Genomic DNA, 17,299 nt, shown 5'->3' with positions numbered 1-17,299 from the left:
GGCATTGCTTTCAGATTCAAATGGGTCATGCCGACGGTACTCATTTTTCTACCCGGCACATCACTTCCGAAGTTGCCCGATGAGCGCAAGCCCGCTAGGTTCATCCGGGCGGGCCGCTGGCTTTCTATAATATAAAGAATAGTATTGTGCCGGCAGATCCTTCCTGCCGGGGAAGATTGAAGAGGCGTAGCCCCGGTTTAATAGGTTAACAAGGGACGTTAGTTCCTTGTTAACACCTGTGTGGAAATGAAATCAGAGAGCCCTAGGCTCGGCCTATGTCCGCTCAATAATAGTATCTTTCTAATCAATAGGGTCCTGGATATTTTAATAAGATTGATACCGGCTTATTATTATTAATCCATCTCCAGCTTCCCGGTCATGGCACGCCACAAAAAAAGGCGCCCCGCGGACGCCTGTAGTAGTACTAGTGTGCTTATATGATTATCTTCTCCTTCCACCCGCTTCAGCATCATTCATTCTGATTCTTCTGCCGCGGTAATTTTTGCCGTCCAGCGCCTTGATCATAATCCGCGCTGCATCAGCCTCCACTTCCACCCAACTGTTCATTTCCTTCATATCAATACGTCCCAGTTGTTCTTTATTTAACCGGCTCATATCCAGGATAAATTGCAGGAAGCTGGCTTTGTAAAAACCGTCCTTGGTACCCAGGTTTACAAACAGCCGCTGGTATTGTCCGTTGCCACGGGAGCGGTTCCGGTTATCCCTGGATGCATCCCTGTCTCCTTTCCGGTCACCCTTATCATTTCTTAAGTTCAGATCTGCAGAGTTCTCATAATACCTCAGGAACCGGTCAAATTCAAGCGCGGCCACCCGCTGCAATACTTCCTCTTTTGTTACGGCCTCAAATTTTTCTTTTAGTACCGGTACATAGGCTTCATATTCGCCGTGACTGATATCGGCATTCAGCATTTTATCGATAAAATGGAAAAACTGCTTGCGGCAAACATCCTTTCCGGAAGGAATGTCGATCTTATTAAACTTTGTGTTTACCAGCTTTTCAATCTGCCGCAGGCGATATAATTCCTTGGGCGTTACAATTGAAATGGAAATGCCGCTCAATCCCGCCCGCCCGGTTCTTCCGCTCCGGTGGGTGTACACTTCTGTATCATCGGGCAATTCATAGTTGATCACATGGGTGATGCCCTGTACGTCGATACCCCGGGCAGCCACGTCTGTAGCGATCAGCAGCTCCAGTGATTTTTCACGAAAACGTGCCATCACTTTATCGCGCTGCGCCTGCGTCAGATCACCATGCAGCGCTTCTATATCGTATCCTTCACGAATCAGTTGTTCGGTAATATGCTGTGCATCCGCCTTGGTGCGGGTAAAAATAATACCATATAAGCCGGGGTTAAAATCGATGATCCTTTTCAGGGTTTCATAACGGTTTATATGCTGCGTTTGGTAGTATTGGTGGGCAATATTAACGTTAACAGAATTTGCCTTACCCACGGTAATTTCAAACGGGTTTTCCATATACCGTTTACTTACCTGCCGTATCTCTTTGGGCATGGTAGCACTGAACAGCCAGGTGCTTTGGCGGTTGGGCGTTTCTTTTAAAATAAATTCGATATCATCCTTAAAACCCATATTCAGCATTTCATCCGCCTCATCCAGTACCACATAGTGGATATCATTAAGGTTGATCGCTTTGCGCTCGATCAGGTCAATTAAACGGCCCGGGGTAGCCACAACAATATGTGTTCCCCTTCTTATTTCGCGTATTTGCTGGCTGATGGCCGTTCCGCCATAAACCGCCGTAACGTGAACGTTTCCATTCTCCGGTTTAAAGGATTGCAGGTCATTTGCAATTTGTAAACAAAGTTCGCGCGTAGGGCAAATGATCAGTGCCTGCGGCGATACAAATGCCTTATTAATTAATTGCAGTAAAGGCAAACCGAAGGCGGCCGTTTTTCCTGTACCTGTCTGTGCCAGTCCTATAAAATCCTTTGTTCCTTGCAGTAAAACGGGAATTGCCTGTTCCTGAATGGGAGTAGGTGTTTTAAAACCTATCTTCTGTAATGATTGAAGTAATCCCTCTTCAATCCCAAGTGACTCAAATGTAACCACTAATGTATTTTTATATAAAATGAAGCGGCAAAGGTATGGTATTTAGTTCATAGTCGGTAGTTCATAGTTCATGGTCCAAACATGAAACATGAAACCTGTGACCTCGAACCTGAAATAAAAAAGCCACCCGTAATAACGGAATGGCTCCTCTTTTGCCGAATATAAATGCATTTATTTTTTTGCAGATGAATCAACGTGGTGGGCAGCTCCTGAAACGGCAGCATTGGTATCCAGGTTTACCATTGTGTCTGTACTAACGGTCACCGGCGCCTTCGCGCTATCCGGAGTTATGGCTGCAGCAGCAGAAGAATCACCGCTTTTTGCCTCGCTATTAGCTCCACTATTACAAGCCACAAAACTTACTGAACTGATTACCAAAGCAATAAATATTTTTTTCATTATCTTAAACTTTTAATTACAAATAATACGTTAATACCAGAAATCTTCAGATGTAACCCAGGTGGTGGTAAAAAAGTTTTTCTTAGTGCCAAAGGGTTACTATTTTTAAAAAAAAGTATTATAAACTGAACAAAGCGTGAAAGAGACAATCTTAGAACAGGAAATTTTGTTATTGAAAGGGTTAGCGCGCAACGACAAGAAATCAACCGAAGAAATATACAAACAGAATTACAACCTTATTCAGGCTTTAGTTGTCAATAACAATGGTACTGCTGATGATGCCCGCGACATTTTCCAGGAATCGATGGTAGTGCTGTTTGAGAAGGCCCGCTCCGGAACATTTGAGCTCAATTGCCAGATCAGGACCTATTTATACTCAGTTGCCCGGCGGCTGTGGTTAAAAAGGTTACATCAGCAAAACCGGTTTACAGAAGAGTGGAATGATGCCGGCAGCCTGGTAAAGGTGGATGATGACATGGAAACCCATGAACAAAAAGATCAGGAATATGACCTGATGCATCATTCGATCCAGCACCTGGGGGAGCCCTGCAAAAGTTTATTGGAAGCATTTTATTTTCAAAAGAAAAGCATGCAGGACATAGCTGATGCTTTTGGCTATACCAACGCTGAAAATGCAAAAACACAGAAATATAAATGCCTGATGCGGTTGAAGAAATTATTCTTCTCCCGGTATAATAAAAAGTAGTGTGATGAACGAGCAAGAAAATATTTTATTAACAGATGCAATAGAGCGTTATATCTCAGGCGGAATGTCGCCCGATGAGCGGCTGCATTTTGAGCACCTGCGGAAAGAGGACAGCGAGGTAGACCAGATGGTGGTGGCCCATACCCTTTTCATGCAGAAAATGAACCGGTACAATGAATGGCAAAAATTTCATGTATCGCTGAATGAAATTCATAATGACCTGGCAACACAGGGTAAAATTGATTCTCCTTCCCTTAAAGGAAAGGCCAAACTGGTTTATTTATTTAATAAATACAAACGGGTAGGCTCCATAGCCGCCTCTATTGCAGGACTAACTGCTTTAATAGTATCTGCAATCCTGTGGTCGGTAACGCCCAAAACACCTACGGCGCAATGGCAGGACCTGAACCGGAGCATCAACACCCTTACCAATAAAACACGCCAACAGGCGGAAGAGATCAATAATCTCAAGAATAATCATTCCTCATTAGTAAGACCTCCGGAGATCACTTACAGTTCCGGTGGCACAGGTTTTATAATTGACAATAAGGGCTTACTGGTGACCAATGCCCACGTGATTCAAAATGCGCGGAGCATTGCCGTAGCCAACGCAGCCGGGGTTGAATATTTTGCAGAAGTGGTTTATACAGACCCTGTAAGAGATATTGCATTGGTTAAAATAACCGACAAGGACTTCAAAACGCTGCCGCCGATCCCCTACGGCTTTACAAGAAAAATGGCCGAGCTGGCCGAGCCTGTTTTCACATTGGGCTACCCCAGGGAAGATATCGTTTATAACCAGGGCTACCTGAGCTCAAAAACAGGCTATAATGGCGACACTTTAAGTTGCCAGATAGAAATTGCGGCTAACCGCGGTAATAGCGGCAGCCCGATACTGGACAACAGCGGCGACGTGATCGGTATTTTAAACGGTCGTCAGAAAGACCAGGAAGGGGTGGCTTTTTTCGTCCGTTCAAGGAACTTATATAATATTCTTAGCGAAATAAAGAATAAAGAAAAAGCAGATACTTCTATTCAGAATGTGCGACTGAATACCCGGTCCACCCTTACCAATTTGAGCCGCCAGCAGCAGGCTAAGAAGATCCAGGACTATGTATTTATGGTAAAAGTGAGTTAATAAGCAAGCTTTCAAATATTTAGAAGCCGCATCCGATTCCTGATGCGGCTTTTGCTTTAGAAACAAAGACCAAAAACAAATTAATAGCAGGGAAGCCGGAAATGCGGAAAGTTATTGTTTTTTTTGGGTCCTGATTTACCGCCTCACCGTCTTGCCGGCCAGGTGTTGTTTTGATAATACCTTTTTACAACGTATCCACATCGGGGATCACCACGACGGATTTGTATCGTTTTTCCTGGTGTAGCAAGGCAATATTGTACAGGATGTCCTTTTTGCACTGTTCGATGATCTTTGCATTACGGGGCAGCTTTATAAGTAATTCCATCAGGTATTGATTGCGTACCTTACTAATAATGGGTTCCGACGGCCCGATAATGAAATCCTTATACCGGTTTTGCAAACTGCCGGCAAACCAAACTGCCGCGTCACGCGTCACCTCCTTTATCTTGTTCCGCAAGGTAAGCCGGATGAGCCTTGTGTAGGGCGGATAGCCAAACTGTTCCCGCTTGGAAATTTCATCAGCAAACAATTGCTCGTAGTTGTGCTGCTGCACCCGTAGCAAAACCGGGTGGGCGGGTTGAGTCGTCTGTATCAATACTTTACCAATACCATGTTTGCGACCTGCCCGCCCACTCACCTGCTCCATTAGCTGAAAGGCCCGTTCATTCACCCGGAAGTCAGCAAAAGACAAAATACCATCGGCATCAACAATGCCCACTAATTCCACATGCTCAAAATCCAGCCCCTTCACCACCATCTGGGTGCCCACCAGGATGTCCAGTTTTTGTTGTTCAAAGGTTTGTATCAGTTGGTCGTGCGCGTGTTTGCCCCGCACGGCGTCAATATCCATCCGGCCGGTTTTCGCGGCGGGAAATAACTCCTGCAATGCCTCCTCTACTCTTTCTGTGCCGAATTGTTTCTGCACAAAATCATGACCGCCGCAACTGGGACAGGTAACCATCAGCGGATAATTGGTTCCGCAATAATGGCATACCAGTTTATTATAGAATTTATGGTAATTCAACGATACATCGCAATATTTACACTGAGGCACCCAACCGCAGGTATTACAGCGTTGGTACGGCGTGTACCCGCGCCGGTTCTGAAAAAGGATCACCTGTTTTTTTCGGTCCAGCACGTTCCGGATATTTTCCACCAGGGGTGGAAAGAGTATCGTGTCTGCAAATTCTTTCGTACGATAGCGGCGGGTATCCGCCATTTCAATTTCAGGAAGCACGCTGTTCCCAAAACGTTCTGTAAGTCGCACCAGCCCGTATTTACCCTGGAGCGCGTTGCTGTAGGATTCAAACGCAGGCGTGGCGCTTCCCAGCACTACTTTACAATTTTCAAAAAGCGATGCAAAATAAACGGCCGTATCCCGCGCATGGTAGCGGGGCGCCGGCTCCATTTGTTTGTAGGAAGTGTCATGTTCCTCGTCGCAAACGATCAGGCCCAGGTCCTGGAAGGGCAGGAATAAAGAAGAACGGGCACCCAGCACCACTTTTAACGAGCCGTCTTTAACCTTATTCCATATTTCCACGCGTTCATTTTGTGAGAACCTGGAGTGATATACGCCGATATGCCCCCCGAAATGCCGTTGCAACCTTCTTATTGTTTGGGCAGTTAACGCAATTTCGGGCAGCATATATAACACCTGTTTCCCTTTTTTAAGCTGCTCCTCTATCAGGTGAATATAAATTTCTGTTTTACCGCTGGAAGTAACGCCATGCAGCAGGCAAACATCTTTTTGCTGCAACGCTTCCCGCAATTGCGCCAAAGCCTGATCCTGTGCGGGCGACAGCTCAAAATTCACCTGTATATCTTTGGGCAGCAAGCGGATGCGGTCCACCGCCCGTTTGTCCAGCAATAAGATCCCTTTGTCCACCAACCCTTTCAATTGCGCTTCCGTAGCTCCTGATTTTTTTAGTAATGCAGGCTTTGTTATTTCCCCTTCGGCTTTTTGGAGATACAGGTAGCTCAGCAACAATTCCATTTGTTTCTCCGCACGCTGTAGTTTTTTATCGGTATTGAGCAGTTGCTCCAACGCTGCTTCAGTGTTATAATCCGGGTGCAACTGTACAAAAGTTTCTTTCTTTGGATTATAACTTTCTTTCAGCGATTCCCATACATAACAGATGCGATGCTGGATCAGGCGGTTTACCACCGGGTAAACATGGGCACTGTCCAGTATTTGCTGTACTTCCGCAAGCTTTAATTCTTTTTTTATCAACAGCGCCTCTGCCACCAGGTACGCTTCATTGTCCAGCTCCGCAAAATCATCTCCCGCTTCTTCATTAAAAACAAGGATCGTTTCGCTGCTCAATTTAAAATGCGCGGGTAGCGCTGCCGCCATTACCTCGCCTTCCGTGCACATATAATAACGGGCGATCCATTCCCACAACTGCAATTGTTCGTAAAAAATGACCGGCGCTGCATCCAGCACGTTCACGATCTCTTTTACCTCAGAAAATTCCGGGGGCCTATGGTGTATTTTTTTAATGATGCCGGCATATTTTTTCGACCGGCCCAGGTTCACCTCCACGCGGCACCCTACCCTGGCGGCATCCTTTAAATGCGCCGGTATGGCCCAGGTATAATTCAACGGCAGTGCCAGCGGAATGATCACCTCCGCAAAACTGTCGGCCGCGTTTGCGGGCTCTGTAAATAAGCGTTCCCTGTCAGTCATTCGTTTTATTCCTGTTTGCCGGGCTTAATCCATGAAGCCCTGTATTCGACCAGTTTTTGCTCCATCAGCGCGTGCACTTCCTGTTTTAGCCGGTCGCTTCCTTTTTCGCTGTAAGCGCTCACATCGATCTCTTCCAAAAAGACAGCTCTGCATTTACCCGGATTCAGTGAGAACCGCCGGTTATAAGGCATCCGGGCATAAGTATCTAAAAACAATACCGGCCGTATGGGCGTATTGGTTTCTACCGCCAGCTTAAAGGCCCCGTTGTAAAAAGATTTTAACGGCTGCCCCGTTTCATTAAACGTACCTTCCGGAAAAACAAAGATAGAAATGCCTTTGTTGATAACCGACCGCAAAATCCGGATGCTTTTGGCCCTTTCAGCGGCAGAATCCCGGTTCACCGTAACAATTGCCCGGTTATAAATAAATCCGAAAACGGGAATTTTCCCCATTTCTGCCTTTCCCAACGGGCGCATGGGCTTTCGAAATACTTTTATCATTACGGGTATATCCAGGTAAGAAATATGATTCGAGATCAAAATATATTTCTTGCCCGGATCAAAAGGCGTTTCATATATTTTCTTCATCCGGATCCCCATTAACGCAAACCAGACATCTGCCCAAAAAATACAAAGCCTATAAATAAAATTGCCGCCTTTGATTCGACCAAAAAAGGCTGCAATAATCGCCAACGGGAAAATGAGCAGCATGATTGCCACAAAAATAAAAGCCGCCCAAATGGTGTATAAAATACGAAACATAGTTGTTACTACCTCAAAAATAATGGGTTAGCCATAATTACGAGGAGATATTTTCGGCCGGGGAATACAATATTCCTATCTGCTCACAGAAGGCACAGATTTTCACAGATTTTTGCGGTGCCCTATCCGCCAGCCAATGATTTAAAATGCTCATTTTTTCGTAATTTTGCAGCCCTTATGCAATCCGCAAAGACAGTGGCTTTCCACACACTTGGTTGTAAACTCAACTATTCAGAAACTTCTTCCCTTTCGAGGTTAATGGAGCAGGAAGGTTTTGAAAAAAAAGAGTTTACAGAGGTGGCAGATGTGTATGTTATCAACACCTGCTCCGTTACTGATAATGCTGATAAGGAATGCCGGCAACTGGTGCGGCGCATTCAGCGCAAAGCCCCTGAAAGCTTCGTAGTGATCACCGGTTGCTATGCGCAATTAAAACCAAAAGAAATTGCAACGATCCCGGGGGTGGACCTGGTGCTGGGCGCCGCAGAAAAGTTCAATATCACGAAGCATATCAAAGCCTTATCGAAAAATGACGCTACAAAAATATGCAGTTGCGATATTGACACGGTTACCGGATTCCACAGCTCCTATTCGCTCAACGACCGTACCCGCACTTTTTTAAAAGTACAGGACGGCTGCGATTATACCTGTTCTTTTTGTACCATTCCCATGGCCCGGGGGAAAAGCCGGAGCGCGGTAATAGCCGATGTAGTGCAGGATGCTGAAACGCTTGCTGCCTCCGGGGCAAAAGAAATTGTATTGACCGGCATCAACCTGGGCGATTTTGGCAAAGGTCCGGATGGCGATGCCCCTGCGGCTATCAATGGCAGGACCGAAAATTTTTACAAGCTGATCCGGGAATTAGATAAAGTAGCAGGAATTGACCGTTACCGGATCTCCTCCATTGAGCCGAATCTTTTGACCAATGAGATCATCGAATTTGTAGCGAACAGCAGCAAATTTATGCCGCATTTTCATATTCCCCTGCAAAGCGGCAGTAATGAGGTACTAGGCGCGATGCGCAGGAGATACAAAAGAGAACTTTATGCGGAGCGGGTACGATTGATAAAAACACTGATGCCCCATTGCTGCATCGGGGTAGATGTGATCGTTGGTTTCCCCGGCGAATCGGAGGACCATTTTAAAGAGACCTATGATTTCCTGCATGAACTGGAAGTATCTTATTTTCACGTATTTACCTATTCCGAGCGCGCCAACACGCACGCCCTCAGCCTTACACCCGTTGTGCCGGTTGCCCTCCGCAATGAACGGAACAAAACGCTGCGGAACCTTTCCTATATGAAAATGCAGTATTTTGAAAAGCTTCATGCAGGCCAAACAAGGAAAGTTTTATTTGAAGGCTTTAATAAAAACAATATGATGGAGGGCTATACGGATAACTACATTCGCGTTACAACGCCTTACAGAGCCGAATGGGAGAACCAGATCATCGACTGGAAACTTTGATGCCCACTCATTTTTATTCCTATCCAATTTTATTTTCCTATCTAGTTTTTTTGGTTTCAGGGACTTACATTTCTCCAACACCACATTAACATTTTCTTTTCTAATTCTGGGTTTTACTGGTATTGTATTTGTTTGTTACTAACCAGCAATAAACCTTGCACACACTTTATACCTTAAGGGGTATAAACGCTCAAACCATTGCCGCTATTGGATTACAGGCAAAGACGTTTTAATAATTTATATACTATTTCTTAACAAGACGGGTGTACAAACAGCAATCTTTTCACCGTTCTTTTATATGTAACCATTTTAATTTTTTATTTATTATTTTAAAACTTTCATCATGAAAAAAACAACAAAAACGTTCATGCTGGCTTTAGCAGCAACAGTTATCACTGGTAGTGCATTTGCTCAAGTGGATACTACAAAAAAGGACACTTCCATGCCGCAAACAGACACAACCACTCATCCTAAAAAAGACAAGAAAAAAGACAAGAAAGCTCCCCCTCAGGCTTTTGCTCCTACAACAAAAGGTAGTACTTATACATTGGTAGCCATTAACAAAGAAGTTACGGCTAATAAAATAGAAGAGGAAACAGAAGCTTAATTCAGAGGATTCTTTTTATAAAAAAACACACCGCAAGCCGGTGTGTTTTTTTATTGGCAGGATCAGAAATAACCATTGGGAATTTTTGTAAGTTTGGCCAATAGAATCAGAACGTTATGTCTACACAAATAAAATGTCCGAATTGCGGAACCGAGTTTGAGCCCAATGATGCGATCCGCGATGAGGTGGAAAAAGAACTGCGCGCCAAAGTAGCCGACTGGCAAAGAAAAAAAAACGAGGAGTACCAGGCGGAGCTTACCAAAAAAGAACAGGAATGGCAGCAAAAGCTGCAAACCGAAAGATCTTCCCTGCAAAAACAATTAGAGGAACAGCTAACAAAAACCATCGCCGGAGACTTTGAAAACAAACTGGAATTACTGCAAAAATCAAATGCCGAAAACGAGGAACGCCTGAAACTGGCCCGGCAAAAAGAAATAGAGCTGCTGAAACAACAACAGGAATTTAAAACCAAAGAAGCAGAGCTTGAAATTACCATTCAAAAGAAATTAAATACAGAACGGGATAAAATTGCCGAGGAGCTGAAGCAAATAGATGCGCAACGATCTGCGCTGCGCGAAAATGAATTTCAATTGAGATTGAAGGAGCTGGAAACCCAACTGGAACAACAAAAAAAGCTGGCAGCAGAGATGCAGCGTAAAGCGGAACAAGGCTCGATGCAATTGCAGGGTGAAAGCCAGGAACTGGCGCTGGAGGAAATGCTGGCAACTGCCTTCCCTTTTGATGTTATACAAGAAGTGGGCAAAGGCGTGCGTGGGGCCGATTGTATACAAACCATCCGGAACACCCTTGGCGTGGCCTGCGGAAAAATAATCTGGGAAAGCAAGCGCGCAGAAAATTTCAGCAATGATTGGGTCGAAAAATTAAAAGCCGACATGCGCGGCCAGGGCGCCGATGTGGCCATACTGGTTACCCGGCGGTACCCGAAAGATATGGAGCAATTTGGCGAAAAAGAAGGGATCTGGATCTGTAACTTTACGGAGGCCAGGGCATTGGCTTCTGTTTTGCGGGACGGTATCATCAGGATCTTTAATGCCGGGAAAAGCCAGGAGAATAAAGGTGACAAAATGAACATGCTCTACGCCTACCTTACCAGTCCCGAGTTTGCCGAACAATGGAAAGCCATACGCGAAGGCTTTTTAAGTATGAAAGTTTCGATTCAGAAAGAGCGGGATGCGATGGAGCGCTTGTGGAAGGCACGTGAAAAACAATTGGAAAAAGTGTTACTGAACGCCACGCATATCCGGGGATCTATTGATGGCATCAGCGGTCTGGAATCGGTGGACCTGAACCTGCTGGGATACGAAGACGAAGGAATGTAAAATATAGAATAAGGAATTAGGAATGTAAAAGGCCGGCAGTAAGGAAGCTTGCGTTAAAATGTAAAAAATATGAAACGATTGGCTACTGCTTTTACTCTTGTAACGATCCTCTTAACACTTGCATGCACTTCCAATAACAGCGGCGGCAATGCGCATACTGTAACTGCTGTGGTTGCACCAAATAAGGCCGCCATTTTAAAGGATTTCAGGACCTGGTGGACTTACATCTCAGGAAAAATACACCTGGAAAGAGATTTCATTCCTTTAAACGAAGATTCCACCAGGATCAGCAAGGCCGCTTTTCTACATAAACTTGCCAGTGGGAATTATGTTCCCTTTGAGGTTCTGATAAAAGACGATTCCTCCGTTTATAAAATTGAGCACCCGGAAAAGATAGACTCCGAAATTTCAGACAGAACGATTCAGCTTGCCTATGCCCACATTAAAAACTATAACTGGGAAGGGAAAGAACTCCCCCGCTATCATTTTGCTGACTTAAACGGGACAACCTATACTCCGGAGAACACGAAGGGAAAAGTGATGCTACTTAAATGCTGGTTTGTTCATTGTGTTGCCTGTGTAGCCGAATTTCCTGAATTAAACCAACTTGTTGAAAAATACCGGAATAGAAAAGATGCACTTTTCATTAGCCTGGCTACTGATCCAAAGGATAGTCTACATCAATTTTTCAAAACCCATTCATTTAACTATGCGACAGTGCCCGAACAGCACGACTATTTAAGTAAGGAGCTGCAGGTTACCGGCTATCCCACACATTTTTTAATTAACCGGGCGGGAAAGATTGTAAAAGTAACCCAGGAAGCGAAAGAAATAATTCCGTTCTTTGAAAAGGAAATAGAAAAAAGATAATGCCTGGTTATTTTATTTCTTGCAATCCCGATAGCTATCGGGACAAAGGAGCAAAGACGCAGCGAATGTCATCGTTCCATTGCACCTGTCGGCACACATCTACCATACTCCTCTCACTAAAAGGAAATCATAATTGCAGCTAGTACTACTGCAGCCGAAGGGAGTGACACAAGGATGCTGATAGTAGTACTGAAGCTGGCGGCATTGATGCATCACTGTTATATCACGCTACGACGCAAAGGAGCAAAGACGCAGCGAATGTCGTCATTAAGGCGCCGGGGCAATGAGAATAGTTATACAACGTTAAGGTACTTTATCGAATGCGACCACCGTAGCCACCGCCTGCCCCGCATTTGCCGTTGCTTTAAAATACATGCGGCCGTCGGAAGCGCTGTTATAAGTGGCGCCGGGAGCCAGTATCGATCGTATGGCATCGGCCACTTTGCCCGCGTAAGTAGATTGGGGGCTGTTATTAATGGCGTTATTAAAATCGTTGTAATTCAGTTCTTTTTTACTGGCCACTATCGCGATCTGGTCTTTTGTACCTACGTTGTCGGCCTCCAGCGACTGACCTTTAGGGAACAGCCGGTACCCCGTAATACCGCAATACGGCGAATGTTTGGAAACGGTTTGCCCGGGTTTTAAATAAGGGAATAACACATAGCTGCTGCCATTGGTATCTTCCCCGAAAATATAAATATAACATTCCGTGGTATTCTTCACTTCCATCTTGAAACGCGTGCCCACTTTGATCGGCGTTACGGTCTGAAAAGCATTGTTGCCCGCAGCTTTCAGCTTTATATATTGCTTGGTAGCATTATTAACCAGGCCGATATAACATTCCAGCGGCATGGCCGCTACATTGGCCGCTTTAGGTAGCGGATCGATCCCATAGGCTTCACGCACGTAATTCTGAAAATCGCCATACCGCACCCAGGCCACCCCGTTATTGCCCCATTTGGGCGTCCAACTATTCAATATCTGGAACGCGCCGCCATACTTACGATCATCATAACCGATCACGCACATGGCATGGCCACCCATCCCCATCTGCGCCTGGTCCATACCCTGCGGCCGCCACAGGTCCTGCCCCATCATATCCTGCATAAAACTTTGTCCCACCAGCATCCCGATCACTACAGGTGCATCCTTCGCCAGATGTTCTTTAATGGCCCTTATACTGATCTGGTTTAAATTATCGCCCTCGGTTAAACGGGTAAACCCATGGATCAGATTCTGCCGGCCTTCCTGGATCGCCGAGCTGCCCGGCGTCCGGTTGCAATCCTGGTCGTCATAAGGATAATCGCGCAAGGGTACACCCCCATTGGCTTTCATGGCTTCCATGGCGCGCTGCACATAAGAGCCCTGGCAATCGTTCCCCAACCGGATCTGGTTATATAAATACGACGGACTGAAGGCGATCGTATTCGGATCTTTGCCCGTAGCCGCCGCTGTTAAAATGGTCTGAGCAGCATAAGCGCTGCTCCAGGCCACGCAGCTACCCTGGTGTCCCTGGTCGCCCGCCGTAGGCGCAAACCGCAGTAAGGAAACGGCTTCCGGCAAAGGGTTTTTAGTAGTATTATTATCAAGCCCTTCATAAATTTTCGCCTTATCAAATTCGGACGGGCTATAGCTGTAACCGCTTTGTGAGAATAATTGTTTGGCAGCATCTGCCACACCACCGCCTATGTTTCCACAACCGCCGCGACCGCCTAAAAAATAAACCGCTGCCCCAATCACCAGCAGCACAATGATCCCTTTTCCACGGAACAGGCCCAGCAATAAAGGCAGCAGTCCCAGCAGGCCGCCCCCTCCGCCGCCCGGGCCAGAGCCACCACCGGCATCTTCGTTAAAATCATCATTCCCGTTATCAGGGTCGTCTGTCATTCTGATAGGCATAAGCTAAAATTTGGTATAAAAATAATGCGGGGACGGGAAAGACAATCGAATGTTAGAAAAAATGTTTTGAGATCCGGTTTCTGGTTGCAGGTTTCTGGTTTGTTGTTTATCGTTTGACGTTCAAGGTTCGTTACGTTATTTATCGTTTATCGTTGGTTGCAGGTTGACCTCCGATTTCTGAATAGAGCGGTCAGTGTCCGTCGTTTCGCATTTTGTATTGAGCATTTGGCGTTCTGCATTTTGCATTTAGCGTTCCGCATTCAGCTTCACCTGGCCCCCCGTTTTCACCGCTTTATAAATAGCTTCAATAAGCACCAGGTCTTTAAGCGCCTCTTCCCCATCAACAGGTACTATCGGCTTTTTATTATCGAGAAGGATGGCCGCCATTTCATCCATCTGGATCGTTTGCTGCGGCAAGGGATTTTTAATATCCAGGGGACCTTTATTCGTCTTTCCACGGATCGGGCCATAGCCCGCTGCGGGCTGTAACTCGGCAAATCCCTTATCGCCGTTTAGAAAGAACCGGTCCAGGTTATTCATATTATAGGTAGAAAGACAGGAGGCTTCGGCACCGCTGGGAAAGCCGAGTTGAAACGTAATCGTTTCGTCAACACCTTCTTTAAACTTTACCGGATCTGTTTTTGTTTCCTGTGCCGTAACCCATACCGGCTCTTCGCCTACCATATACCGGCTGCCGTTTAATGCATAAATGCCGATATCCATTAGCGAACCACCACCCGCCAGCGCTTTATTCAGCCGCCATTGCGTGGGGTCGCCGATCCTGAATCCGCAAAGGCCCTGAAAAAACCGTATGGCGCCCAACTCTCCTGCACTCCGCATGCGTACCACTTCCAACGTCAGTGGTTCAAAATGCATCCGGTAGCCCACCAGCAGTTGTTTGCCGGCTTTTTTACAGGCTTCGATCATCTCCCTTCCTTCCTTTGCACTGATCGCCATTGGCTTTTCGCAGATCACATGCTTACCTGCCTTTGCACTGCGGATCACCTGATCATGATGCAGGGCATTCGGCGTGATCACATATACCGCATCGATATCAGGGTTATTTTTTATGGCATCAAAATTTTGATAATTGTACCGGTTCTTTTCGGGGACCTTATATTTTTCTCCCCATTGTTTTAATTTTTCCGGCGTACCGCTGATGAGACCGGTAATTTTTACGCGTTGACATTGCTGTATCGCTTCCGCTACCCGGGACGCATAGCCGCCCAGCCCCAGCAAGGCAACTTTCAGCACCGCATCACTATTAAAAAAAGACAGGGCTGAAGCCGGTTTCCAATCCATTAAAGTATAGGCACCCAGGGTGGACAGGCTGATATTGCGGATAAAATGGCGACGTGTACTCATGACGAAGAATTTTGCAGATGGCTAAACAAAGAAGAATATAAAGTAATAAATGGGAGAGCGCACCACGTTAGATTAGAAATTTTCATTCAAGAAACCCGATCTACTTTTACATTTCCTTATTTAATATTTCTTATTCTTTATTTCTATTCTGATAAGAATATTGCATTATCAATCAATAGAGTTATTAAGAGCCATTGAGGCGTTCAGCAAATAACATACTCATTTATCGATTCGTATCGTTCAGGCTACAACGGCGCCTTTCACTAATTTCAGGGCTTTTTTTAATTGCTCATCCTGTGTAAGATTGGTATTGTCTAACACGATCGCATCTTTTGCCTGTCGCAGCGGGCTTATTTCCCGGTTAGCATCAATATAATCGCGCATCTGGATATTTTCTGCTACTTCTTCAACAGAAATATTCGGATTTTTTTCTACCAGTTCTTTAAACCGCCGCTCCACCCGTACCGCATTGTCGGCCGTCATGAATATTTTTAACTCCGCCCTGGGAAAAACAACCGTTCCAATATCGCGGCCATCCATTACGATCCCTTTTTTCTTCCCCATCTTTTGCTGCTGTTCCACGGCAAAGGCGCGCACGTCTTTTATGGCAGCAATTTCGCTCACTTTTTCAGCTACGATCAGGTCGCGGATCAGGTATTCCACATTCTCATCGTTCAGGTAAATTTCTATTTCGCCGGTATTTTCATTCGGTCTGAAATCCAGCTCTATATCTTCCAAAGCAGCCGGTATCAGGGTTTCATTGGTCCAGTCAATATGCTCCCGGAGAAAATATAAGGTGATGGCCCGGTACATAGCACCGCTATCTACATAAATATACCCCAATTGTTTAGCCAGTGCCCGGGCCAGCGTGCTTTTCCCGCAACTGGACCAGCCATCTATTGCAACAATGATCTTTTTTTTCATAATTTCATTACCCATCGCAACCTCCGTATTAATCAGGAGCCAATTCTACAGCAAGATACAATTTTTTATTAAGGGAAAATTGTTGCTTTCCCAATAAATTTGCAACCTTTGCTTTATTAAAGTTTATTTTGTATATTCAATCAAACCTTGAAACTATGTACCTCAAACGGATTTTATTCCCGGTTTCCTTTTTTATCTTCCTGTTCTTAATTGCCTGCAACGGTGGTAAAGATAAAGCAGCGCCTCCTGCGTCCAATATGGATTCCTCTGATACCACGGGAGCCGCTACTGTTAGAGAACTGCCGCATATAAAGATCGAGCCCGTTGAATTTGAGGATGGCATTAAAACCTTTAACAGCATTGCAGCTTTTGATACGGCCAACCCCGGCAAAAAACCAATTGTGCTTATCATCCCTGAATGGTGGGGCGTCACCGATTATATAAAAAGCAGGGCAAAGCAAGTAGCTGAGTTGGGATACCTGGCAGTAGTAGTGGATATGTATGGGAATGGTAAAACATTTGAAGATCCCAAAGGTGCTGGAGCAGAAGCAACCAAATATTACAAAAATCCACAACTGGCTCAGGAGCGTTTTGATAATGCGATGGCAATAGCCAAGACCTTCAAAGAGGCTGATACAACAAAAATTGCGGCGATCGGCTATTGCTTTGGCGGTTCGATGGCATTAAATATGGCGCGTCTTGGCGAAAACATAAATGGTGTGGTGAGTTTTCACGGAGACCTGGCCAATTATGGCATTACGGCGCGTAAGGGAGGCATTCATCCTTCCATACTGGTGCTGAACGGAGATGCTGATTCTTTTGTTCCCGTAAATGTGGTGAACGATTTCAAAAAAGAAATGGAAACAGCCAACGCAAATATGCAGTTTATCGGGTATCCCAATGCGAAACATGGATTTACCAACCCGGCGGCAACCGCCATCGGGGAAAAATATAAACTGGATATTAAATACAACGAAGCCGCGGATAAAGCTTCCTGGGAGGAGATGAAGAAATTTCTGTCGAAAGTGTTTTCTTAGCGTTAGTAG

General features: G+C 45.4%; 15 protein-coding genes. 8 read left to right on the top strand and 7 right to left on the bottom strand.

Annotation, left to right across the window (positions count from 1 at the left end; genetic code table 11):
* Positions 1-441: 441 nt before the first annotated feature.
* Positions 442-2,091: a DEAD/DEAH box helicase gene (locus NIASO_RS00880; protein ID WP_008581839.1), complete on the bottom strand. Its 1,650-nt coding sequence runs from the start codon at positions 2,089-2,091 to the stop codon at positions 442-444.
* 171 nt (positions 2,092-2,262) lie between these two features.
* Positions 2,263-2,490, bottom strand: coding sequence for a hypothetical protein (locus NIASO_RS00875; RefSeq protein ID WP_008581840.1), 228 nt, complete (start codon positions 2,488-2,490; stop codon positions 2,263-2,265).
* A 136-nt stretch (positions 2,491-2,626) separates the two neighbouring features.
* Here NIASO_RS00875 and NIASO_RS00870 point away from each other — a divergent pair, with 136 nt between their 5' ends.
* Positions 2,627-3,196 carry an RNA polymerase sigma factor gene (locus NIASO_RS00870; protein WP_008581842.1) on the top strand — a complete coding sequence of 190 codons (570 nt, stop codon included), beginning with the start codon at positions 2,627-2,629 and terminating at the stop codon, positions 3,194-3,196.
* A gap of 4 nt (positions 3,197-3,200) precedes the next feature.
* Positions 3,201-4,334 (top strand): S1C family serine protease, encoded by a 1,134-nt coding sequence (locus tag NIASO_RS00865; RefSeq protein WP_008581844.1) that lies wholly within the window; start codon positions 3,201-3,203, stop codon positions 4,332-4,334.
* A gap of 184 nt (positions 4,335-4,518) precedes the next feature.
* On the opposite strand, the gene priA is transcribed toward NIASO_RS00865, so the two are convergent.
* Together priA and NIASO_RS00855 are read right to left on the bottom strand one after the other, a co-directional pair.
* Positions 4,519-7,020: a replication restart helicase PriA gene (gene priA / locus NIASO_RS00860; RefSeq protein WP_008581846.1), complete on the bottom strand. Its 2,502-nt coding sequence runs from the start codon at positions 7,018-7,020 to the stop codon at positions 4,519-4,521.
* A gap of 5 nt (positions 7,021-7,025) precedes the next feature.
* Positions 7,026-7,607: a lysophospholipid acyltransferase family protein gene (locus NIASO_RS00855; protein ID WP_245605209.1), complete on the bottom strand. Its 582-nt coding sequence runs from the start codon at positions 7,605-7,607 to the stop codon at positions 7,026-7,028.
* Between the two features lie 70 nt (positions 7,608-7,677).
* On the opposite strand from NIASO_RS00855, the gene NIASO_RS20550 reads away from it, so the two are divergent.
* The 5 genes from NIASO_RS20550 to NIASO_RS00835 all read left to right on the top strand — a co-directional run bounded on the left by NIASO_RS20550 (position 7,678) and on the right by NIASO_RS00835 (position 12,065).
* The gene (locus tag NIASO_RS20550; RefSeq protein ID WP_262491846.1) at positions 7,678-7,812 is read left to right on the top strand and encodes a hypothetical protein; all 135 of its coding nucleotides are present in this window, start codon (positions 7,678-7,680) and stop codon (positions 7,810-7,812) included.
* 146 nt (positions 7,813-7,958) lie between these two features.
* Entirely contained in the window at positions 7,959-9,248 is a 1,290-nt protein-coding gene (gene mtaB / locus NIASO_RS00850) for a tRNA (N(6)-L-threonylcarbamoyladenosine(37)-C(2))-methylthiotransferase MtaB (RefSeq protein WP_008581850.1), read from the top strand.
* Positions 9,249-9,591: 343 nt separating this feature from the next.
* The gene (locus NIASO_RS00845) at positions 9,592-9,855 is read left to right on the top strand and encodes a hypothetical protein (RefSeq protein WP_008581851.1); all 264 of its coding nucleotides are present in this window, start codon (positions 9,592-9,594) and stop codon (positions 9,853-9,855) included.
* Positions 9,856-9,971: 116 nt separating this feature from the next.
* A complete protein-coding gene (locus NIASO_RS00840; protein ID WP_008581853.1) occupies positions 9,972-11,195 on the top strand; it encodes a DUF2130 domain-containing protein in 1,224 nt (407 codons plus the stop codon).
* A 69-nt stretch (positions 11,196-11,264) separates the two neighbouring features.
* Positions 11,265-12,065, top strand: a complete 801-nt coding sequence (locus tag NIASO_RS00835) for a TlpA family protein disulfide reductase (RefSeq protein WP_008581855.1) — start codon at positions 11,265-11,267, stop codon at positions 12,063-12,065.
* Between the two features lie 303 nt (positions 12,066-12,368).
* On the opposite strand, the gene NIASO_RS00830 is transcribed toward NIASO_RS00835, so the two are convergent.
* The 3 genes from NIASO_RS00830 to cmk all read right to left on the bottom strand — a co-directional run bounded on the left by NIASO_RS00830 (position 12,369) and on the right by cmk (position 16,253).
* On the bottom strand, positions 12,369-13,964 hold the full coding sequence (locus tag NIASO_RS00830) for a C1 family peptidase (protein ID WP_008581858.1): 1,596 nt from the start codon (positions 13,962-13,964) through the stop codon (positions 12,369-12,371).
* Positions 13,965-14,210: 246 nt separating this feature from the next.
* Positions 14,211-15,329, bottom strand: a complete 1,119-nt coding sequence (locus tag NIASO_RS00825; protein ID WP_008581860.1) for a Gfo/Idh/MocA family protein — start codon at positions 15,327-15,329, stop codon at positions 14,211-14,213.
* Positions 15,330-15,569: 240 nt separating this feature from the next.
* Positions 15,570-16,253 carry a (d)CMP kinase gene (gene cmk / locus NIASO_RS00820; protein ID WP_025298585.1) on the bottom strand — a complete coding sequence of 228 codons (684 nt, stop codon included), beginning with the start codon at positions 16,251-16,253 and terminating at the stop codon, positions 15,570-15,572.
* Positions 16,254-16,408: 155 nt separating this feature from the next.
* On the opposite strand from cmk, the gene NIASO_RS00815 reads away from it, so the two are divergent.
* Positions 16,409-17,290 carry a dienelactone hydrolase family protein gene (locus tag NIASO_RS00815; protein WP_008581863.1) on the top strand — a complete coding sequence of 294 codons (882 nt, stop codon included), beginning with the start codon at positions 16,409-16,411 and terminating at the stop codon, positions 17,288-17,290.
* Positions 17,291-17,299: the final 9 nt, after the last annotated feature.

It is taken from the genome of Niabella soli DSM 19437 (genome assembly GCF_000243115.2).
In the GTDB taxonomy this organism is placed as follows: Bacteria; Bacteroidota; Bacteroidia; order Chitinophagales; family Chitinophagaceae; genus Niabella; species Niabella soli.
Note: the sequence above shows the minus strand (reverse complement) of the source record. Positions and strands in the feature narration are given on the sequence as shown.